This window comes from Streptomyces sp. A 4/2 (assembly GCF_940670765.1).
Taxonomy (GTDB): Bacteria; Actinomycetota; Actinomycetes; order Streptomycetales; family Streptomycetaceae; genus Streptomyces.
In genome coordinates this window covers 128166-149386 of sequence record NZ_CALNVW010000031.1, presented here as the reverse complement: position 1 = coordinate 149386, position 21221 = coordinate 128166, and the positions used below count along the sequence as shown (strand labels likewise).

Genomic DNA, 21221 nt, shown 5'->3' with positions numbered 1-21221 from the left:
TTCAGGCGTATTCGGCCGCGGCGGGCGCGGGTCCGCCGAGTGCGTTGCGCCGTTCGGGCATGCTCAGGCTCACCATGCGGTGCCAGCCGCCCAGCCGTTCGTACCCGTGGAGGCCGTTGGCCCCGGCGGCCAGCAGGGACGTCTTCGCCTTCGGCCAGTGCAGGAGGCGGCCCATGTGGCCCAGCACGGCGAGACCCACCTCCCGGTACACCCGGATCTCCGCCAGCGCGCTCTCCCGCAGCACGGCGTGGATGGTGCGGGCGTGCCCCTGCGCGGCGAGCCGCAGCAGTTCCTCGTGGCAGTAGGCCAGGTGGTTGTCCTCGTCGTGGCAGATCATCCGCACGGCCCGGCCGATCCCGGCCTGCTCCCCGACGTACCGGACCAGGGTGTTCATCTGCTCGGCGGCCCGCTGCTCGGTGACCCTGCTGTGCGCGAGATAGACGACGACGTCCCGCTCGGTCAGCGGCGCACTGCCGCGCAGCTTCTCGTGGCTCAGGCCGATACCGCGCTGTTCCAGCAGCATCGTGTAGTCGCACTCCGGCGGTACGCCGACGGGTTCGAGGCCGCGCTTCTTGAGCAGCGCGTTGAAGATCCTGCCGTGTTTGTCCTCGTCGGCGCCGTGCCGGGCGATCTTGGGGGCGAGGTCGCTCATGCTCCCGGGGACGAGCGCGGCGATGCGTCCGTTCTCCCAGCCGCCCTGGCTCTCCCCGGCAGCGGCGATGGAGCAGAACAGCCGGAAGGCATCGTCGTTCTCGATGATCTCCTGGAAAATACTTCGGGCCGAAAGCACCACTGCCACCTCCATACGGACATCTGACACAACTGAGTCAAATGCGATATCAGGTGACCGGCAATACGTACGCGGGGCAGTTCCGCCGAAAGGAGCGGGGCGCCCGGCCGCCGCCGACGCGTAACCGGATCGCGGCGGGGACGTTGTTCAGCGCGACGGCCGTGGCGGGGAAGACCCCCGAGCCCCCACCACGGCCGCGGACCTCTCCCCGCCACCGACGCGTCCGCCCGTCAGGCCAGCCCGGCCCGCTCCAGCGCCTCCGTGCCCGCCCGCAGCGCGGCCACCCGCTCGTCGAGCGTGAACCCCGCGGGAGCCAGCGTCAGCGTGGTGACCCCGGCCGACGCGTACCGCTGCATCCCCTCGGCGATCCGGTCCACCGACCCCAGCAGCGTCGTCTGGTCGATCAGCTGGTGCGGTACGGCACCGGCCGCGCCGGCCTTGTCGCCCGCCAGGTACTTGTCCTGGATCTCGGCCGCTTCCTTCTCGTACCCCATGCGCTGGGCGAGCTGGTTGTAGAAGTTCTGCTTGCGGCTGCCCATGCCGCCGACGTACAGCGCGGTGTACGGACGGAACATGTCGGCCAGCGCGTTCACGTCGTCGCCGAGGGCGAGCGGCACCGTCGGGCAGACGTCGAAGCCGTCCATCGTCAGCCCCGCCTTCGCCCGGCCCGCGCGCAGGTGACGGAGCGCGGTGTCCTCCAGGTGATCGGCGGACGGGAAGATCAGCAGCGCCCCGTCGGCGATCTCACCGGTCTGCTCCAGGTTCTTGGGGCCGATCGCCGCGATGTAGAGCGGGATGTGTTCGCGCTGCGGGTGCACGGTGAGCTTGATCGGCTTGCCCGGACCGCCGGGAAGCGGGAGCGTCCAGTGCTGCCCTTCGTAGGAGAGCCGCTCACGGGACATCGCCTTGCGGACGATGTCGACGTACTCGCGGGTGCGGGAGAGCGGCTTGTCGAACTTGACTCCGTACCAGCCTTCGGAGACCTGCGGGCCCGAGACCCCGAGACCCAGCCGGAACCGGCCGCCCGAGAGCGAGTCGAGGGTGGCCGCGGTCATCGCCGTCATCGCGGGCGTACGGGCCGGGATCTGGAAGATCGCGGAGCCGACGTCGATGCGTTCGGTCTGGGCGGCGACCCAGGAGAGCACGGTGGGTCCGTCGGAGCCGTACGCCTCGGCCGCCCAGCAGACGTCGTAGCCGAGCCGGTCGGCCTCCTGCGCGACGGCGAGGTTGTCGCCGTCCATCCCCGCGCCCCAGTAGCCGAGGTTGATTCCGAGCCGCATGACCGCTCCCTTACCGATGAGTAACGTCTCTGTTCCGGGGGACTCTAGCGCGCTCGGCGGGATCCGTCAGGACCGTGTTGTCCACAGGCTCACACCGGGTGGCCCTGTGCCCAGTACCCTCAGCGCCCATGGAGCAGAGGCATCTCGGCCGCACGGGCCTGCGCGTATCCCGGATCGGGCTCGGCACGCTCACCTGGGGAAGGAGCACCGATGAGCACGACGCCGCGGATCTGTTGAAGGGCTTCTGGGAGGCGGGCGGCACACTCGTCGACACGGCGGACGTCTACGGTGACGGGGACGCCGAATACCTGCTCGGGCAGCTCTGCGAACGGCTCGTGCCGCGCCGTGACCTGGTCATCGCGACCAAGGCGGGCAGCGTGCCCGACCCCTACCGCCGCTTCGACGGCTCCCGGGGGCACCTGCTGGACGCGCTGGACGCCTCCCTGGAGCGGCTCGGGACCGACTACGTGGATCTGTGGCAGGTGCACGCCTTCGACCCGGAGACGCCGCTGGACGAGACGCTGCAGGCCCTGGACATCGCGGTCGCCAGCGGCCGGGCCCGCTATGCGGGACTGTCCAACTTCTCCGGCTGGCAGCTCGCCAAGGCGGCGACCTGGCAGCTGGCCGCTCCCGGCGTCCGCACCCGGATCGCCAGCACGCAGATGGAGTACTCGCTGCTCCAGCGCGGCGTGGAGCGGGAGGTGCTGCCGGCCGCCGTGGACCTGGGTGTCGGGCTGCTGCCCTCGTCACCGCTCGGCCGCGGGGTACTCACCGCCAAGTACCGCCGAGCCACACCGGCGGGTTCGCGCGGGGCCTCGGAGCAGCTGGCGCCCTTCGTCGCGCCGTATCTGGACGAGGCGGCGAGCCGCATCGTCGACGCGGTGGCCACGGCCGCCGACGGGCTGGCCACCACACCCCTGGAGGTGGCGCTCGCCTGGGTCCGCGACCGGCCCGGAGTGGTCGCCCCGATCATCGGGGCGCGCAACGCGCAGCAGCTCACGGCGGCATTGTCAGTGGAGACGCTTAGTCTTCCTGACGAGATCTGCCGGGCGCTCGACGATGTGTCGGCGCCCGTTCACCGATATCCCGATCAGGACTGGACCGAGCTGTGAGTACGGACCGCCTCGCCACCGAGGCCAGCACCGAGGCCGACGCCGAAGCCGTTCCCGGGACCGCATCCGGGACCGCCGGGGCCGGTGGGGACACCGTGGCCGCCGGTATCCCCGAGGACGGCGGGAGCACGGAGTCGGCCGCGGCACCTGACGCGGCGGACGAAGCGGGGACGGAGGCGGAGAGCCGGACGGAGACGGCCGGGGACGCGGCGACGCCCGAGGCGGCTCCCGCCCTGTCGGAGGCCGAGGCCGAGCTGGCCGCGCAACGCGAACTGCGGGCCAGGATCGAGCAGCGCAAGGCCGAGAAGGACGGCCCCGTCGAGGCCGGCACCAAGCTGAGCGGACGGGCCGCCGATCTCCTCGCCGCGGTACGGGCGGTGGAGAGCGGCGAGAAGCCGTCCACCGCCTCCTTCCTCCCGCCGCCCGCCGAGCCGCGCCGTCCCGCACCGGCCGCGGTCACCACGCCGGTGGCCGCGGCACTCCGGGCGGCGCCACCGGCTGCCGGGGCCGCGCCCGGGACCGTATCGGCGGTGCGGGCCGTCCTCACCGAGGGCGGTGCGCCGGAGGCGCTGGCGGTCCGGGCCGCCGAGACGCTGGGCGAGCAGGCGGCGGACGCGCTGCGTGCGGACCCCTGGCAGCTGCTGTCCGTGCCCGGGGTGCGGCCCGAGCAGGCCGACGGCTTCGCCCGCGCCCTGCTCGGCGCGGAGTGCGGGCCTGGCGACGAGCGACGGGCCGCCGCCCTGGTCGGCTGGCTGCTGGAGCGGGCCGCGCTCCAGGGGCACACGGCGCTGGAGTCCGACACCGTCCGGGCCGAGCTCGCCCGGCGTTCCGTCCCCGACCCGGACGAGGCGCTGCAGAGCGCGATCGCGGAGGGCGTGGTGCTGGTCTTCCAGGACGCGCTGGAGACCGGCCCCGCGACTGCGCCCGTACCCGCCCCGGACGGGGAGGACGACGAGGGCGAGGAGCAGCCCGTACGGGTCCTGTTGGGCCTGGACCGGTACGCACTCGCGGAGGAGAGCCTGGCCGACGGCCTCGCCCGGCTGGTGAACGCGAGCGCCCTCGCCCCGGCCGACGGGGAGCCCGACTGGGAATCGGCCGCCACGGACGCGGCGTCCCCGTCGGCCGCCGAGCTGATCCGGGCAGCCGCGGCCCACGGACTGGTGACCCACACCGGCGGCGAGGCCGCCCGCGGCGAACCGGCCGCGCTGGTCACGGCGGCTCGCGCGCTCGGGCTGCGGGCCTACGCGGCGGCCCACACCCCCGACGGCCGGCGCAGGCTGGCGGCAGTGCTCGACGACCCGTCGGCGGCCGTCACCGTCTCCGGGCTGCTCACCGGTTCGGAAGGGCCGGGAAGGGATGCCGAGGGGGCTCTGGCGCTCGATCTGCTGGCCGTGCCGGATGCGCCGCAGCTGGACGTCGAGAGCGCGGCGGCGCTGATCGAATCGCTCGCCGACGGCACTCGGCTGGTCCTCGGCGGAGATCCGGGGGTGCTCTGCTCGGCGGGCGCCGGGCAGGTGTTCGCCGATGTACTGGCCGCCCGCGCGTGCCCCCAGGTCGTCTCCCGGACCCCGGACCCCGGGCCCATCGGCGAGCTGGTGTCGGGCATCGGGGTGGGCGAGCTGAACCAGGTGGCGGCGCCCGGCAAGGAAGTGGTGATCGTTCCCGTGCGGGACGCCGGGGAGGCGGTGCACCGGACCGTTCAGCTGGTGGCCGACTCGGTGCCCAGGGCCATCGGTGTGCCGCCGGCCGACACCCAGGTCATCACGCCGGGCCACGGCGGCTCGGCGGGCACCCGTGCGCTCAACGCGGCGCTCAAGGAGCGCCTCAACCCCGGCCCCGGGCGCTTCGGCGGCTTCGACCCCGGCGACCGGGTCGCGTATGCGCCGGTACCCGGCAGGACAGTGACCGGCACGGTCGTCTCGGCGGACGGGGACGGGCTGCGTCTGGACTGTGCGGGTGCGCCTGTCGTCGTACCGAAGGACCAGGTGGACCGGTCGGTGCGGCACGGCTGGGCGGTCACCGCGCACCAGGCCGCCGGGCTGCGCTGGCCGGCCGTGGTGGTCGTGCTGCCGGGCGACGCGGCCCAGGGGCTGAGCCGCCCCTGGGTGTACACCGCCTTCAGCCGCGGCGAGCGTCATCTGTCGGTGGTGCACGGAGTGGACCAGGCGTTGCCGCGGGCGGTGGCGGAGGTCCCCGCCCAGGAGCGCACCACCCGGCTGCGTACGCTGCTGCGGCCCGCGGCCGGGTAGACACGGACACAGCCGATGGCCGGGACCCGGGGTCCCGGCCATCGACGTAGACGAACGAGGTCAGGCCCGGTCGTCCTCCAGCTCGGCGTCCAGCTCGCTGTCCGCCTCGTCGCCTTCGTCGTCCCCGTCGTCGAGCAGGTCCTCGTCGTCGAAGACGGAGCTGACGTCGAAGCGGCACACGATCTGCTGCGGGTCGGCGCCTTCGAAGGGCGCTTCCAGCCACTCCCCCGGCTCGGGCAGTTCGTCCGAAGCGGAGACCCAGAGCGTGGAGTCCCCCTCCTCCAGACCGAACTCCTGGTGCCGCGAGGCGACCTCGTCCGGTTCGTACTCGCCGAACAGCACCCCCAGAGCAGCATGCACACTGCTGCCGACGACCGCGTTGACCCCACTGCCGGAGTCCGCCTCCGGGTCGAGGTCCACGATGCGCTGTGCCTGAGCGAGCAGCCGCTGCGGCTCGACCACCGCGTAGTCACGGCGGATCAGCACACTCAGCGCATGGGGCTCGTCGGGACCCGCGTACGGCGGCAGCGAGTCGTCCGCACCGGGAATCTCGAAGGGAGTGACCTCGTCGTAGCGGTCGTAGAGCTTCTCGTCGTAGGCCTCGGCGGCGGCGGCCAGCGCGTTGAACGCGTTGTAGACGGCCGGGTCGTCCTCTCCCGTACGGGCTTCGACCGCGTCGAGGTGACGGTCCAGCGCGGCTTTGACCGCCTCGGCGGCGGCGCGTACCTCGGCAGCCGTGGGCTGCGCAGCATCAGACATAGAGCAGACGCTATCCGTACAGAGCCTCTGCCCGCACAATAGATGCGATGCCGGAATACGAATTTGTCGACGTGTACGTACCGCGCGGGGTCTCCCGCACGGATACGACGCGTCTGCTCACCGACCATGCCGAGTACGGACACTGGGAGTTGGACCGACTGAGTCTGCACCGGGACGGCAGCCGCAGAGTGCGGTTGCGCCGGCGGATCATTCGCCAGATACGCGCCACATGGTGAAGAAGGAGCGGGCCCCGCGGCTGCGGGACCCGCTCCTTTCCGTACGTACGCGAGCGGTTCAGCGATCTGTTACGCGGCTGCCCTGGAGCGCCGGTACAGGATGATCCCCCCGAGCATCATTCCGGCACTCGCCGGGATGATCAGCCCGAGCGGGGCGGATCCGGTGTGCGCGAGCTGCGCGGGGCCCTCGGGCACCGAGACCGTCTGAGTGACCGGCGCGTGCGGCGTCGCGGGCTTCGGCGGGGTGTGCGGCCCGTGGCCGCGCGGGGTGCCCGGCTCGGTGGGGTGATGCGGAACACCGACCGGCGGCGCGACGCTCTCGTGGTTGGCGCAGTCGTTGCCGAACGCCGGGTTGAGCAGTCCGACGACGGAGACGCTGTTGCCGCAGGCGTTCACGGGGACGTCGACCGGCAGCTGCACGCTGTTGCCGGAGAGAACGCCGGGCGAGCCACTGGTGTGACCCACGGCCGTCGCTCCGCCGCCGTGGCCGCTGGTGCCGTGGGCGGGGGTGCGGTGGTGGCCGCTGCCCTGGTTCTGGCCACCGGCGTTCTGACCCCCGGCGTTCTGGTTCCCGGTGTGGGACTTCCCAGGGCCGGGCGTGGCCGACGACGCGTTGACGCACTTGTTGCCGAACGCCGGGTTGAGCAGTCCGATGACATCGACGGTGTTGCCACAGACGTTCACCGGCACGTTCACCGGGGCCTGGATCGAGTTGCCCGACAGCACACCGGGCGAATTCGAGACACTGCCGTCAGCCGCGGAGTCGGCGTGCGCGTAGCCGCCAGTCATGGCGAGCACCCCGCCTGCAGCCGCCACCGTGATCAGGCCTTTCTTCGTGACCTGTCGCATAGGTTTCGTTTCCTGCCTTCTACCTTCCGGAAAAGCCCGCGGACTTCATTGCCCAGGGGCCGAATGCCTCTCCGGCCCCGGAGCGCATGGCGCGCGCTCCGAGGCCGGTGAGGCTCAGACCCTTGCGGGTCGGAGGAACAACGTCAGGCGTTGACACACGTGTTGCCGAAGGCGGGGTTGAGCAGCCCGATCACGGAGATCGTGTTGCCGCACAGGTTCACCGGAATGTGAATCGGTACCTGGACGACGTTGCCCGAGATCACGCCGGGGGAGTGCACGGCAGCACCCTGAGCGCCCGAGTCCGCGATGGCCATGCCCGCACCTGCGAGCACCAGACCACCGGTGGCAGCCGCAACGGCGACGACCTTCTTGATCATTGGTTTTCCTCCTAGTTGGCAATGCGGCCCCAGACTGCGGACCGCATCACCTGTAACGAGGAGAATCCGGCGGGGCTACGACCCGGTCGGACCATTCACTCTTTCCGGTCTGTTGCGCACGTACAGCCGATTATTCGGTGCCCCTCCCCGGTCGAAGACGACAAGTTCAGCGCTTGCCCAGAAACGGGTTCAGCACTTGCCCAGGAACCGGTTCAGCACTTGTCCAGGAACCGGTCGAGCACGCGCACACCGAACTTCAGGCCGTCGACCGGCACCCGCTCGTCGACACCGTGGAACATCCCGGCGAAGTCCAGCTCGGGGGGCAGCTTCAGCGGCGCGAAGCCGAAGCAACGGATTCCCAGGTCGTCGAAGGACTTGGCGTCGGTGCCACCGGAGAGCATGTACGGCACGGCCCGCGCGATCGGGTCCTCGGCCTTGAGCGCCACCTGCATGGCGTCCACCAGATCGCCGTCGAAGGTGGTCTCCAGCGCCTTGTCGCCGTGGACGTCCTCGCGCCGCACCCGCGGGCCGAGCAGCTTGTCGAGGTCGGCCAGGAACTCCTCCTCGTAGCCGGGCAGGAACCGGCCGTCGACGTGGGCGGTCGCCTGTCCGGGGATGACGTTCACCTTGTAGCCGGAGCCGAGCATGGTGGGCGCCGCGGAGTTGCGCAGGGTGGCGCCCACCATCTTCGCGATGCCGCCGAGCTTGGCGAGCGTGGCCTGCATGTCCTCGGGGTCGAGCGGCGTGCCGAGCGCGTCGGACAGCTCGTCGAGGAAGGACCGCACGGTCTTGGTGACCCGCACCGGCCACTCGTGCCGGCCGAGCCGCCCCACTGCCTCGCACAGTTCGGTGATGGCGTTGTCGTTGTTGGTCATCGAACCGTGGCCCGCGGTGCCGTCGACGGTGAGCCGCATCCAGTGCATGCCCTTCTGCGCGGTCTCCACGAGGTACAGCCGGAGGTTCTCGTTCACGGTGAAGGAGAAGCCGCCGACCTCACCGATGGCCTCGGTGACGCCCTCGAAGAGACCCGGGTGCTTGTCCACGAGGTACCGCGCGCCGTACGTACCGCCCGCCTCCTCGTCGGCGAGGAAGGCCAGGACGATGTCGCGCGGGGGCTTACGGCCGCTGCGCATCCGGTCGCGGACGACCGCGAGGGTCATCGCGTCCATGTCCTTCATGTCGACCGCGCCCCGGCCCCACACGCAGTCGTCCGCGACCTCCCCGGCGAAGGGGTGGTGCTGCCAGTCCTGGGCGTTGGCCGGTACGACATCGGTGTGGCCGTGGATGAGGAGCGCGGGCCTCGACCGGTCCTCACCCTCGATCCGGGCCACGGTCGAGGCGCGTCCGGGGTGGGACTCGAAGATCTGCGGTTCGAGACCGACCTCGGCGAGCTTCTCCGCCACGTACTCCGCGGCGGCACGTTCCCCCGGCCCCGAGTGGTCGCCGTAGTTGCTGGTGTCGATCCGGATCAGATCGCGACAGAGGTCCACGACCTCGTCCTCGCCGGAGACGGGCTGCGCCTTGTCCATCCTGTTCGACTCGCTCACGCTGTTTCCTCCCACTGTCACTGCTGGTGGTCCGCCGTCCCATCCTCCCGCGCCGCCCTCTCGTACCCAAGCCCGGCCGCCCGTTGTCATACGGGGTTCACGCCGGCCGGCGGGTGATCGAGCACCTCCCAATGTTTGCTATGGTTTTCCACGTCGGAACGGCCCAGGGCCGCGAGACAGACACCTTGTCCGGGTGGCGGAATGGCAGACGCGCTAGCTTGAGGTGCTAGTGCCCTTTATCGGGCGTGGGGGTTCAAGTCCCCCCTCGGACACTTTTCATACACGTTGGCTCTTTTCGCCAGCAGCTTTCGATGCCCGTTCCCGGCTTTGGCCAGGAGCGGGCTTCGTTCGTTTCGGGCTCCGCCTCTCCGACCCGGCTAACGTCCCATGTATCCGCACCGCCAGTCGCCGAACCGGTCGATACCGTGACACTCCACCGGTTCTTCCAGGCCGCTCGACTCAATTGATCGGATCTATAAGGCGATTCAGCGTGCGCGAACTCTGGCGCCGACCGCTGGGCGCCAGTAGAGTCCGCTGCCATCCGAAGTGGTCTAAACCAGCAATTTCGGGGGTGGGCGGGTGTTTCGCGCAGTCGGACGATGGGTCGTCTCCATGGTCGTCGTCGCCACGGCGGCCGGTGGTTCCTCGTTACCGGGTACGGCAGTTGCCGCTCCCCCAGCGGCGGCCGGCAGCGCACGTGAGGCGGCGCCGGCCGCCGTCGCGCACGCCGGGCCTCCGGCGAAGGTCCTCCACGCCGCTCCGGACGGCACCGGCAGCGCGTGCACCGAGCACCGGCCGTGCTCCCTCCCCGGTGCCCAACAGCGGGTCGCACAGCTGCTCGGCGCCGGAGCGGGAAGGTCGGCGGACCTGTCCGTCGAGCTGAGCGACGGCACGTACCGGCTCTCGAAGCCGCTGCGGTTCGGCCCCCAGGACTCCGGCCGCGGCGGGCACCGGGTGAACTGGACGGCCGCTCCGGGGGCGCATCCCGTGCTGAGCGGAGCCGTACGAGTCACCGGCTGGAAGCTGCACGACGCGGACCGGGGCATCTGGGAGGCTCCGGTGCCGAAGGGCCTGGACACCCGGCAGGTGTACGTCGACGGGGTGCGGGCGCCGATCGCGCAGACGACGCCCGCCGAGCAGAAGCTCACCTTCGCCGCTGCCGACGGCGGCTACACCACCACCCCGGCGTCCTGGGGCCAGGACCTGCGGAGCCGGATCGGTACGGCCGCGCTGTCCGGGGTGGAGTTCGTCTACCAGGGTGGTAACGGCCCCTGGACCCAGTCGCGTTGCCGGATCGCCCCCACCGACGGTCCGAACGTCCTCATGCAGCAGCCCTGTTGGGGCAATGTCATCAAACGCCCGGTCTTCACCCAGGCGTCGGGCGGCCTGCCGTCGATGGCGGCGGGCACCGCGCCCACCCGGATCGAGAACGCCTATCCGTTCCTGCACACCGGGCAGTGGTTCCTGGACCGCGAGCGCGCCGTCCTCGACTACGTTCCCGCCGCGGGCCAGGACCTGTCGGCCACCGATGTCGAGGTCCCGCGCCTCAGCTCGCTGGTGACGGGCACCGGTACCCCGGACCGGCCGGTGCGGAACATCACCTTCTCCGGCCTCCAGTTCTCGTACGCCACCTGGCTGGACCCGAGCAGCCGCGCCGGATTCGCCGATGTGCAGGACAACCTCCGCCTGACCGGTGACGATCCGGCCCACCCGCAGGCCACCTGTACCTTCGGCACCCCGCCCGGCACCTGCCCGTTCGGGGCGCTGACCCGGGAGCCGGGCAATGTCGGGTTCACCGCCGCGCACGGCATCACCTTCGCGGGCAACACCTTCAGCCATCTCGGCGCCGCGGGGCTGGTCCTGGAGTACGGGAGCCGGGACAACACCGTCGAGGGCAATACCTTCGCGGACATCTCCGGGAACGGGATCATTCTCGGCGACACCACGGATCCGCACCCGTCCGACGTGGGCGCCGACGACCGGGAGATCAGCGCGTACAACACCGTCGTCGGCAATCTGATCCACCACGTCGGCGCCGACTACCCCAGTGCGGCGGGAATCACCCTGTTCTTCACCCAGCACACGAGCGTCGTGCACAACGAACTGCGGGACCTGCCGTACACCGCCATCACCGCCGGAGTGATCCAGGGCCATGTCGACAATGCCGCGCACCCGGAGAACTCCACCAACATCAACAGCGACAACACCATCAGCCACAACCTGATCCACCGCTTCATGCAGGTCCTCAAGGACGGCGGCGCGGTGTACGTGGAAGGCCACCAGGGGCAGACGCTCACCGCCGCCGACGGCTCCGTCGACCGGGCCGCGAGCATCGCGCACGGGCTCACGGTCGCCGACAACGTCGCCTACGACCAGGGCAACTCCAACTTCACCTGGTACGACGACGCGGGCGCCCAGTGGCTGGCCTGGACCGGCAATGTCGAATGGGGCGGCGCCCTCGGCCAGGGCGGCTGCGAGACCACCGGGCACCTCGACTACACCGGTAACGCCTCCGCCGATCCGATCGGCCAGTTCGCCTGCTCGCCGCCCGCGCCGGTCGACACCCGGTTCGCCGACAACCGCACGCTCCCGGCCCGTCCCGGCCCCGCCGACCTGCCGCTCGACACCCTGGCCTCGGCCGGACCGGCCGGCCGCCTCCAGCATCCGGCCGCCACGGAAGCGCCGACCGTCGGATACCTGCAGAGCACGCCGGGCGGATCCGCTTCCGCCCCCACCGACGTACTCGTGGCGGGCACCGGCTTCGACGCGCACGCCCGCGTGAGCTTCGGGGACGTCCCCGCCACGAAGGTCACCGTGCTCTCGCCCGGCTTCCTGGTCGCCACCGCACCCGCCGGTGTCCCCCCGTCGCGGCTGACGGTGGTGACCCGCGGCGGAAGCGTCACCGCTTCCGCCCCCACGCAGCCCGCGGCGCGGGGCAGCGCCGCGCGGACCTGACCGCCCGCAGCTTTCGACACCCCGGATCCACCCACCCCATCGAAGGGACCGACAGATGAGCAACACCCCGGACCGGCCAGCCCCCTCGCGTCGCAGCGTTCTGGGGGTGGCGGGCGGCACTCTCGCCGCGGGCTTCGCGCTCGGCGGTCTCCGGCCGTTCACCGCTGCCGCCGCCACGCCCCGCCACCACGCCGGGCACGCCGGCCACGGAACACACCTGGTGGCCGAAGCCGCCGCCACCGTGCTGCGTTACCCGGCGCCCGCGGCCGAGAACGTGATCATCCAGCAGGGGCTGCCGATCGGGAACGGCCGGATCGGCGCGCTGCTGACCGGCGACCCCGCGAACGACGTGCTCTACCTGACCGATGCCACCCTGTGGACCGGCGGGCTGAACGACAGCCTCCAGGGCGACGGCCAGTTCCCGTACGACGCCGACAACTTCGGCAGTTTCACGCTGCTGGCCAAGGCCACGCTCCAGCTGCCCGGCCATGACCTGTCCAAGGTCACCGGCTACCGCCGCACCCTCGATCTCAGCAACGGCCTCAGTACGGTCACCTACACGCTGGGCGGTGTCGACTACCGGCGCGAGGTGTACGCGAGCCACCCCGACGACGTCGTCGTCGTCCGCCTGACGCAGAGCGGCGGGGGCACGTACACGGGGTCGCTCACCCTCGGCGGGTGGCACGGCGAGACGACCACGGGTGACGCCGCCGGGAAGGCCGCGTCGTTCACCGGCAAGTTCGCCAACGGCCTGGCCTACGCGGCGACGGCGAGCGCCACGAGCGCGACCGGCACGGTGGCCGTGGACGGCGCCCGGGTCACCTTCACCGGCTGCGACGAGGTACTCGTCCTCCTCACCGGCGGCACGAACTACTCCCGCGACGCCTCCACCGGCCACAAGGACCCGGCGGCCGACCCGGGAGCCATCGCCGCGAGCAGGCTGCGGGCCGCCGCGAAGGCCGGTGGCCCCGCGCTGCTGCGCACGCATCTCGCCGACTACCAGCCGCTGTTCAACCGGATGACGGTCGACCTGGGTACCTCCACCGATGCGCAGCGCTCCCTCGACACCGCGGCCCGGCTCAGCGCGCTGGGCGCCACCGGCGCGCCCGCCGACCCGGAACTGGAGGCCGCCTACCTGCAGTTCGGCCGCTATCTGATGATCAGCGGCTCGCGCGACAGCGTGCCGCTCAACCTCCAGGGGCTGTGGATCGACCGCACGGACCCGGACTGGATGGGCGACTACCACACGGACATCAATGTCCAGATGAACTACTGGCTGGCCGACCGCGCGGGCCTGTCCGACTGTTTCGACGCGTTCCTCGACTACTGCGTCACCCAGGTGCCGTCCTGGACGGTGACCACGCAGAAGACGTTCAACGACCCGCGCAACGGGTTCCGCAACTCCAGCGGGAAGATCGCCGGCTGGACGACCGCCATCTCCACCAATGTCTACGGCGGCATGGGCTGGTGGTGGCACCCGGCCGGGAACGCCTGGCTGTGCAACTCGCTGTGGCAGCACTACGAGTACACCCAGGACCGCGAGGAACTCAAGAAGATCTACCCCCTGCTCAAGGGCGCCTGCGAGTTCTGGGAGGCGCGGCTGATCACCACGACCGTCACCGACCCGGACACCGGCGCCTCCCGCCAGGTCCTCATCGACGACAGCGACTGGTCGCCGGAGCAGGGCCCGACCGACGCCAAGGGCATCACCTACGCCCAGGAACTGGTCCGTGACCTCTTCGCGAGCTACCGCACCGCGGCCGGGCTGCTCTCCAAGGACGCCGCCTACGCGAAGACCATCGCCACTCTCCAGTCCCAGCTGTACATGCCGCAGGTCAGCCCGGAGACCGGCTGGCTGGAGGAGTGGATGACCCCGGCGAACCTCGGTGAGACGGCGCACCGCCACCTCTCGCCGCTGATCGGGCTGTTCCCCGGGGACCGGATCACCCCCCAGGACAGCCCGGCGGCGCTGGTCACCGGCGTACGGAATCTGCTCACGGCGCGCGGGATGGAGAGCTTCGGCTGGGGCTGCGCCTGGCGCGCGGCCAGCTGGGCGCGGCTCAAGGACGCGGACAAGGCGTACCAGCTGGTGCGTACGGTCATGAAGCCGTCCACCGGCGGCAGCAACGGCACCTCGCCGAACCTCTTCGACATGTACGACCTCGGCTCCCGGGCCACCCTCCAGATCGACGCGAACTTCGGCGCCCCGACCGCGATGATCGAGATGCTGGTCTACTCCCGGCCCGGGGTGGTCGAGCTGCTTCCCGCGCTGCCCGACGCCTGGGCCGCGGCGGGCCGGATCACCGGTGTCGGTGCCCGTGGCGGGATCACCGTGGATCTGCAGTGGAGCGCGGGGAAGGTCACCCAGGCCGTCCTGCGCAGTTCGGTGAGCACGACCACCGAGGTGCGGGCCGGGAGCTGGCACCGCACGGTCCAGCTGAAGGCGGGCCGGGAGGTCACGCTGCGGCCGTGACGTGTGCGGGACCGGCGGTGACCCGGTGCGCCGCCCTGAGGGAGGCGGTGCACCGGGCGGTACGGCGGCAACATATAATTGCGCTATGCATCTATCTCCGGTCCCCGACGAGCAGCGGATCGAGGACGCCGCCCGAGGGCTCCTGCGAGGCATCGGGCGGCTCTCCCAAGCGCTCTTCCGGTCCGGGGAGTTCGGGCTGCCGCGCAGCCATGTCGCCGTACTCGACGCCCTGGAGCCGGAGGCGCGCCGGGTCACCGGGATCGCCGCCTACACCGGCATCGCCCAGCCCCGGGTGACCGTCGTCCTCCAGGAGCTGGAGGAGCGCGGGCTCATCGAGCGGGAGCGCTGCTCCCGGGACCGGCGCGTCGTGGAGGCGTCGCTCACGCCCGCGGGCGCAGAGCTGCTGGAGCGGGCGCGGCAGCGGATGGCCGCCGCCCTCCTCGAAGGGCTGCGGTCATCCGCTGCCGTCGACGATCCGGAGCGGTCCGTGGGCCTGGCCCGGGATGCGGTGTCCACCCTTCTGCACGCCGTCGAACCGGAGGTCAGTTGACCACCTCAGCCACCGAAGCCCTGGACCCCGCCACCGGACAGGAGGCGGGCCGCCCACCCCGTACGGGAGGTGCCGTCGCACCCCGCCGGGTCGGCGGGCCGAGACGCTGGTGGGACGGGGTACTGGCAGCCGACCCCGGTCTGGGCCAACTGCAGGCCGGCTGGCGCTCGTTGGTCTCGATCACCACCGGCCTCGCGGTCGGGTACGGGATGTCCGTCCTGCTGACCCTGCCGGCCATGCTCGGCATGATGGTCGGCGGCATGATGGGGCTGATGAGCGCGTTCGCCATAGCCGAGAACACCCCGCTCCGGCTGACCCGCTCCATCCTGTGGATGCCGTTCCCCTACTCCGCCGTGCTGCCGCTCACCGCGTGGCTGCACGACGACCGTGCGCTGGAACTCACCCTGATGGTGGTGGCGCTCGCGCTGACCTTCTTCCTCGCGCGGTTCGGGTCGCTGGCGCTGCTCACCGGCATGATGCTCTTCAACTCCTTCATGGTCGGCGTGATGGCGGACATCCCGCTGAACCTGTGCGGGAAGCTCTTCGTCGTGGCCCTGGTGACCTCGGCGGCCGTCCTCGCCGCCCGGCTGCTGCTCTGCTGTCCGATGCCGCGGGAGGATCTGCTCCGTACCCAGCGCGCGTTCGTCGTCGAGGCCCGCAGGGTGGGCGACGCGGCCATCGCCGCGCTGGACCCCGACGCCGGCCCCGCCGCCCCGGACGCCGCGGTCAAGCGGATGCGGCGGAGCCTGCGCCGTCTCAACATCACCACCGTCACCATCGACGGCCGCCTCGCCCAGCCCGAGGTCGCCGCCGACCCGCACACCGCCGAACTGCTCCACCAGTACCTCTTCGACGCCGAACTCGCCCTGCAGGGCATCGGCCAGGCGGTGCAGCGGCTGGCCCGGCTGTCCGTCCCCCCGCATCTGCGCGAGGCGCTGGTCGTGGCACTGGTCGTCGCCCGCGACACCCCGCTCGGCCGGGCCGACGCGCTGCACCCGGCGGCCCGGCTCATCCAGCAGCAGGCCGGTGACGTCCTCGCCGACCCGGACTGCGGCTCCGAGGACGCCGAGGCCGCGGTACTGGCCCGTCGCGTCGGCCATCTGCTGGATTCACTCGCCGACGCCCTCGCGCACTGGCTCGACCTCGGCTGGAACGCGCCGCGGGCGCGGGCGAAGGTCCCCTTCCGGCCCACGGTCGCGCTGGAACAGAACCGCCCGGCCGGAACCGGCGCCGTCGCCCGGCGGATCGCGGCGGCCCAGGAACTGACGGGATGGCGACGAGTCGTCCCGTACGTACGGGTGCCGCTGCACGCGGCGGTGGCCTGCGCCATCGTCTGCCCGATCACCGACGCCATCGACCCCCGGCGCTTCTACTGGGGCCTGGTCGGCGTCATGATCACGCTGTTCGGGACCAACACCACGCACGAACGCCTGCGCAAGCTCGCCCACCGGATGGCCGGCACGGTGGCCGGCGCGGTGATCGGCATCTGGCTGCTCCGGCTGATCGGCCCCGGACACCTCTACTGGACGCTGCTGGTCATCGTGGCGGGGCTGACCCTCGGCGCCTGGGGCATGCAACGCCAGTACGCCTACTGGGTCGTGGGGCTCGTCACGGCTCTCGTCCAGCTGTACGGCATGTCCACCCCGTACAGCGGCATGGACCATCTGCTGGCCGAGCGTCTGCTGGACAACGGGCTCGGCATCCTCGTCGCCACCGCCTGCGCGGCGCTGATCTTCCCGCTCAGCACCCGGAAGATCGCCCAGGAGGCCGACCGGGGCTATGTCGCGGCGCTGGAGCACCTGGTGTCCCAGATCCAGCAGCGGTGGGCGGACCCGGAGGCCCCGGTCCGGCTGCGCGGCGCGGCCCGCGGGGTCGACGCGGCGCTGTTCCAGGTCCGCGGTGTGGCCCGGCCGCTGGTCCGGATGCCGCTGGGCGTACGGGGGCGTGGTGCCGAGAACCGGCTCGCGCTCCTCGCCACGGCCACCGCGCACGCGCGGGCGCTCGCCGCGGCGGCCGACGTCGACATCGACCTCGGGCCCCGGCTCACCGGTCACGCCGAACGGATCACCCGGACCTTCCTGGAGTCCCTGCACGCGCTCGACCGGCACTTCTCGACCGGTGAACCGGGCGGCACCTGGGTGCGGGTGAGCCCGCTGGTGCGGGAGCTCGAAGCGCAACTGCGGGCCCCGGCCGGGCCGCGCGCCGACCGGCTGCACACCGCGCTCAGGGAACTGGCGGCGCTGGACGAGGTGCTGGCGGGATTCGCCGAGGGCCTCGGGCTGCGGGCCGTCGCCGCGTCCGCCGACCGGCGGCCGGCACCCGCCGAAGTTCCCCGGGTACCGGCCGCCACGCCGCAGGAACGCCGTACCCAGGAGGTCCTGGCGGCCTGGGCGGTGCACACCCGGCGGGCCGACGAGCGGAAGCCGGACCGGGCGCCGGAAGCCCGCGGACCGGGCGCGGCCGACGCCGCGCCCCCGGTGGCGACGGACACATTGGTCTCTTCGCCGGATGCCGGACCGGGCGCGGTGGCCATCGCGCGTACGGAGAACGCCGGACGGGAACGGACGCGCGGCGCAGGAGGTCCGGTCACGGTCAGCGGTTCCCTGCGGTGCCCGGACCACCCCGCCGACTGCGACGCGTGGATCACGGTGGTCGGCGCCCGCGGCAAGCGCCGGGCAGGGGTACGCGCGGTCGCCGGGCGCTACCGGATCACCGGTCTGGAGCCCGGCACCTACACGCTCATCGCCGCCGGTTCGTCGCACGCCCCGCGCGCCGAGTTCCTCACGGTGGAGCTCGCGGCGGGCGAGATGCACCACGACATCCTGCTGAAGTCCGCGTCACAGCAGTGAGCCCGGGTCCGGCGGGCCCGCGCCCGCCGGACCCGGTTCGTCAGTCCTGTGTCCGCGGTCCCTGGTCCGGCGCCGCGTGCCGGTCGCGGGCGGCGCCGACACCGATGACCGCCTGCGGCACCAGCAGCACGATGAGCAGCACCAGCGGCACCGTCCAGCTGTCGCTCACCTGGTGCACGGCGCCCAGGGCGAGCGGCCCGGCCGCGGCCAGCAGATAGCCGCAGCACTGCGCCATGCTCGACAGCTGGGCGGCGTGCCGGCCGTCCGGTGCCCGCTCCACGATGAACAGCATGGCCAGCGAGATGGCCGCGCCCTGGCCGAGCCCGAGCAGCACCATCCAGAGGTACGCCGCGCCCACCGGAGCGACGATCAGCCCGGCGAAACCGGCCACGGTCAGCACGGCGCCGACCGTGGCCAGCAGTCCGGGACGCACCCCGCGCGAGGCGAGGACCGGGGTGAAGAACGCCCCGGCGATCCCCAGCAAGCTGGAGAAGGAGAGCATCCACCCGGCGGTGCCCTCCGCCATTCCCGCACTGCTCAGAATGGTCGGCAGCCATGCGGCGGCGGCGTAGTACGAGAGGGACTGCAGGCCCATGTAGCCCGCGACCAGCCAGGCGACCGGGTGGCGCCAGAGCCCCCGGACCGGGTGCGCGGCGCCGCTCGCCTCGGCCGCGGTGGGGCGGCTGTGGCGCCGGAGCTGCGGGGCCCAGACGAGCACCGCCAGTACCGCCAGCAGCCCCCACAGGGCGAGCGTGGTGCGCCAGTCCAGGTGGGCGGCGTGCTCGACGGGAACGGTGATGCCGGCCGCCAGTGCGGCTCCGCCGAACAGCGACATCGAGTAGAGGCCCGTCATCAGGCCGACCCGGTCGGGGAAGTCGCGCTTGATGACTCCGGGCAGCAGGACGTTGGCGACGGCGATGCCCGCACCGACGATCACGGTGCCGCCGAGCAGCGCGGCCATCGACGGGATCAGCCGCAGCGCGGTTCCGGCGCAGATCAGCACCATGGTGCCGAGGAGGGCGGGTTCCATGCCGAACCTGCGTCCCAGCCGTGGTGCGAAGGGGGCCAGCAGTCCGAAGCAGAGCAGCGGCAGGGTGGTCAGCAGCCCGACGGCGGTGGCGGACATGCCGGTGTCGGTGCGGATGGTGTCGAGCAGCGGGGAGGCGGCGACCAGGGCCGGGCGCAGATTCAGGGCCAGGACGATCACGCCGAAGGCGAGGAGCCCGCCGGGCCGTACGCCGGAGGCCGGTGCGGACGGTATGCGCTCCTGCTGCCGGTGCGTCGCGGCCTGCTGCGTGCGGGCATTCTTCATGAGCCGGCTCCGGTGTTCTCGCCGGGCAGCGGATCCGCGTCCTGCAGGGTCCGTACGGAGGCGATGGTCTCGTTGATGTAGTTCTCGACACAGCCGATGGCCCGGTCGGCGTCGCCCGCTTCGATCGCGTCCACGAGGGCGGCGTGCGAGTCCAGTTGGAAGCGCGGCCCGTCCGGCAGCGGGGCATGGGCGACGGAGGTGACCGCGGCGCGCAGCCCCTCGGTGAGATGGCCGTACAGATCGGCGAGCATGCCGTTGTGCGCGGCGGCGACGACCGCCTGGTGGAAGGTGACGTCCGCGTCGACGAACGTCCCGGTATCGGGGTCCTGCCGGGCCTCGTCACGCCGGCGCAGGGCGGCACGCAGCGCGGTCACGTCCTCGGGGGTACGGCGTTCGGCCGCCAGCCGGGCGGCGTCGCGCTCCAGTCCGGCACGGACCTCCAGCGCCTCCAGATGGCTCGCCCGGCGCAGCCGCCGCAGCAGCGCGGCACCGAGATCGTCGGCGGCGCGTACATAGGTCCCGTCCCCCTGGCGCGGCTCCAGCATGCCGCTGTGGACGAGTGCGCGTACGGCCTCGCGCACGGTGTTGCGCCCGACACCGAGCAGTTCCACCAGGACCGGCTCGGCGGGAATCTTCGTACCGACCGGCCACTCCCGGGATTCGATCAGGGTCTGCAGCTGGTCGATCACCCGTCCGACCAGGCTGGAGCGCTCCGTCGCGCGCAGCGGCATGTCCACCTCCAGATTGAATAACTCCCATCAACCTAACATCCCATGTTTGAATCCATGGGTGTACGGGGTCGGGTGAAACAGGAAGGAAGGCAGCGGATGGCGAGCCGGACAGCCCCGAGGGCAACCCGGCGGGGCCGGTCCGCCCGCCCGCGCCGGACCCGGCCGGTCAGGCGGGTGTCAGTGGTCCGCCCCAGTCGGGCACCGCGCCCACGAGCTGGCACACCATGAGGTAGAGCGGGATCGGCGGCGTGTAGGGCAGGGAGTCCTCCGGCCAGTGGAGCAGGCGGGGACGTGACGCCGGGGCGTAGGCGCCGGGGGCGTAGCGCACCTGCGAAGGCCAGGCGAGTTCGAGGTCGGACCCGGCGGGGACGATCCACCACCACCAGTCGTCGTCGGCGAACACGCAGCCCGGGTTGGGAAGCCGCGCCAGCAGCCGGAATCCGTGGTGGTCGGGCACGCCCACCGCGTCGCAGCCGAGCGGGGTGGAGAGCGCCGGGACGCGCGCGAGCGCGTTCCTCAGCACGGCCGCCCCGCGTCGCGCTCCAGCTCCGCCCAGACCAGCCTGCCGGGGCCGTGCACCGCCTCGCGCACCCCCCAGGAGCTGCTCACGGCGTCGACCAGCAGCAGACCCCTGCCGTGCTCCCCCTCGGGGGTGCGGCAGAGCTGCGGACCGGCGGAGGCGTGCCCCTGGTCCTGTATCGCGATGCGCAACTGGCCGCCGTTGTCACGGAGTTCACAGGCGATGTGATCACCCGCCGTGTGCACGACCGCGTTGGTGACCAGTTCCGAGATGATCAACAGCGCGGTATCGCTGGCATCCTCGGAGAAGTCCCAGCAGGCGAGCCGATTCCGTGCCAGGCGACGGGCGCGGGCGACGGAGTCGGTACGTGCTGGTAATTCGAATGCGTAGCGCCGTACGTCACTCCCGGGGCACCGGTCGATGAGCTGGGGGATGAGCGCGGTGCCTGGAGCCACAGCCGAAATCCTCACGGTGGGGGGTACCGCGACTGCCGCGCCATCCCCCATGGGCGCACGCCAGTCGCGTGAACTGCTTCGCCCGTCTACTCTCCTCCGTATCGGACACCTTGGCAAGAGGCACTTTGAAATGTTCAGAGTGGCGTTTCATGGACGGGACGGGCATGGCAGACTGCT

Annotated in this window: 17 protein-coding genes and 1 tRNA gene; 8 read left to right on the top strand and 10 right to left on the bottom strand. The window is 71.9% G+C overall.

Annotated features, from left to right (window positions below):
* Position 1 precedes the first annotated feature (1 nt).
* Both NBY69_RS23410 and NBY69_RS23405 read right to left on the bottom strand, forming a co-directional pair.
* Positions 2 to 790, bottom strand: a complete 789-nt coding sequence (locus tag NBY69_RS23410) for a ferritin-like domain-containing protein (protein ID WP_250303634.1) — start codon at positions 788 to 790, stop codon at positions 2 to 4.
* 230 nt (positions 791 to 1020) lie between these two features.
* Positions 1021 to 2070: an LLM class F420-dependent oxidoreductase gene (locus tag NBY69_RS23405; protein ID WP_250303262.1), complete on the bottom strand. Its 1050-nt coding sequence runs from the start codon at positions 2068 to 2070 to the stop codon at positions 1021 to 1023.
* Between the two features lie 128 nt (positions 2071 to 2198).
* Between NBY69_RS23405 and NBY69_RS23400 the strand changes: the two genes are divergently transcribed.
* Both NBY69_RS23400 and NBY69_RS23395 read left to right on the top strand, forming a co-directional pair.
* Complete coding sequence (locus NBY69_RS23400) at positions 2199 to 3182, top strand: aldo/keto reductase (RefSeq protein ID WP_250303261.1); 984 nt, start codon at positions 2199 to 2201, stop codon at positions 3180 to 3182.
* Positions 3179 to 5431, top strand: coding sequence for a helix-hairpin-helix domain-containing protein (locus NBY69_RS23395; protein ID WP_374211324.1), 2253 nt, complete (start codon positions 3179 to 3181; stop codon positions 5429 to 5431). Before NBY69_RS23400 ends, NBY69_RS23395 begins: the two co-directional genes overlap by 4 nt.
* A 60-nt stretch (positions 5432 to 5491) precedes the next feature.
* On the opposite strand, the gene NBY69_RS23390 is transcribed toward NBY69_RS23395, so the two are convergent.
* Positions 5492 to 6190, bottom strand: coding sequence for a hypothetical protein (locus NBY69_RS23390; RefSeq protein ID WP_250303260.1), 699 nt, complete (start codon positions 6188 to 6190; stop codon positions 5492 to 5494).
* 47 nt (positions 6191 to 6237) lie between these two features.
* Between NBY69_RS23390 and NBY69_RS23385 the strand changes: the two genes are divergently transcribed.
* Positions 6238 to 6426, top strand: a complete 189-nt coding sequence (locus tag NBY69_RS23385) for a DUF5703 family protein (protein ID WP_250303259.1) — start codon at positions 6238 to 6240, stop codon at positions 6424 to 6426.
* 69 nt (positions 6427 to 6495) lie between these two features.
* Here NBY69_RS23385 and NBY69_RS23380 read toward each other — a convergent pair whose 3' ends face one another.
* From NBY69_RS23380 to NBY69_RS23370, 3 genes are all read right to left on the bottom strand, one after another.
* Entirely contained in the window at positions 6496 to 7275 is a 780-nt protein-coding gene (locus NBY69_RS23380) for a chaplin (RefSeq protein ID WP_250303258.1), read from the bottom strand.
* 143 nt (positions 7276 to 7418) lie between these two features.
* Positions 7419 to 7652, bottom strand: coding sequence for a chaplin ChpH (gene chpH, locus NBY69_RS23375; RefSeq protein ID WP_250303257.1), 234 nt, complete (start codon positions 7650 to 7652; stop codon positions 7419 to 7421).
* Positions 7653 to 7864: 212 nt separating this feature from the next.
* Entirely contained in the window at positions 7865 to 9181 is a 1317-nt protein-coding gene (locus tag NBY69_RS23370) for a M20/M25/M40 family metallo-hydrolase (protein ID WP_250303632.1), read from the bottom strand.
* Positions 9182 to 9386: 205 nt separating this feature from the next.
* Between NBY69_RS23370 and NBY69_RS23365 the strand changes: the two genes are divergently transcribed.
* The 5 genes from NBY69_RS23365 to NBY69_RS37405 all read left to right on the top strand — a co-directional run bounded on the left by NBY69_RS23365 (position 9387) and on the right by NBY69_RS37405 (position 18026).
* Positions 9387 to 9471, top strand: a tRNA-Leu gene (locus tag NBY69_RS23365).
* A gap of 307 nt (positions 9472 to 9778) precedes the next feature.
* Positions 9779 to 12154: a right-handed parallel beta-helix repeat-containing protein gene (locus tag NBY69_RS23360; RefSeq protein WP_250303256.1), complete on the top strand. Its 2376-nt coding sequence runs from the start codon at positions 9779 to 9781 to the stop codon at positions 12152 to 12154.
* A gap of 55 nt (positions 12155 to 12209) precedes the next feature.
* The gene (locus NBY69_RS23355) at positions 12210 to 14627 is read left to right on the top strand and encodes a glycosyl hydrolase family 95 catalytic domain-containing protein (RefSeq protein WP_250303255.1); all 2418 of its coding nucleotides are present in this window, start codon (positions 12210 to 12212) and stop codon (positions 14625 to 14627) included.
* Between the two features lie 85 nt (positions 14628 to 14712).
* Positions 14713 to 15177, top strand: coding sequence for a MarR family winged helix-turn-helix transcriptional regulator (locus NBY69_RS23350; RefSeq protein WP_250303254.1), 465 nt, complete (start codon positions 14713 to 14715; stop codon positions 15175 to 15177).
* Positions 15174 to 18026, top strand: coding sequence for an FUSC family protein (locus NBY69_RS37405; RefSeq protein ID WP_284348980.1), 2853 nt, complete (start codon positions 15174 to 15176; stop codon positions 18024 to 18026). The genes NBY69_RS23350 and NBY69_RS37405 overlap by 4 nt, the downstream gene beginning before the upstream one ends.
* A 40-nt stretch (positions 18027 to 18066) precedes the next feature.
* Here the strand turns inward: NBY69_RS37405 and NBY69_RS23340 are convergent, their stop codons facing one another.
* The 4 genes from NBY69_RS23340 to NBY69_RS23325 all read right to left on the bottom strand — a co-directional run bounded on the left by NBY69_RS23340 (position 18067) and on the right by NBY69_RS23325 (position 21044).
* On the bottom strand, positions 18067 to 19338 hold the full coding sequence (locus NBY69_RS23340; RefSeq protein WP_250303253.1) for an MFS transporter: 1272 nt from the start codon (positions 19336 to 19338) through the stop codon (positions 18067 to 18069).
* On the bottom strand, positions 19335 to 20069 hold the full coding sequence (locus tag NBY69_RS23335; RefSeq protein ID WP_250303252.1) for a FadR/GntR family transcriptional regulator: 735 nt from the start codon (positions 20067 to 20069) through the stop codon (positions 19335 to 19337). Before NBY69_RS23335 ends, NBY69_RS23340 begins: the two co-directional genes overlap by 4 nt.
* Before the next feature lie 166 nt (positions 20070 to 20235).
* Positions 20236 to 20592: a hypothetical protein gene (locus NBY69_RS23330; RefSeq protein ID WP_250303251.1), complete on the bottom strand. Its 357-nt coding sequence runs from the start codon at positions 20590 to 20592 to the stop codon at positions 20236 to 20238.
* Positions 20586 to 21044 (bottom strand): ATP-binding protein, encoded by a 459-nt coding sequence (locus NBY69_RS23325; protein WP_250303250.1) that lies wholly within the window; start codon positions 21042 to 21044, stop codon positions 20586 to 20588. Before NBY69_RS23325 ends, NBY69_RS23330 begins: the two co-directional genes overlap by 7 nt.
* Between the last annotated feature and the right edge of the window lie 177 nt (positions 21045 to 21221).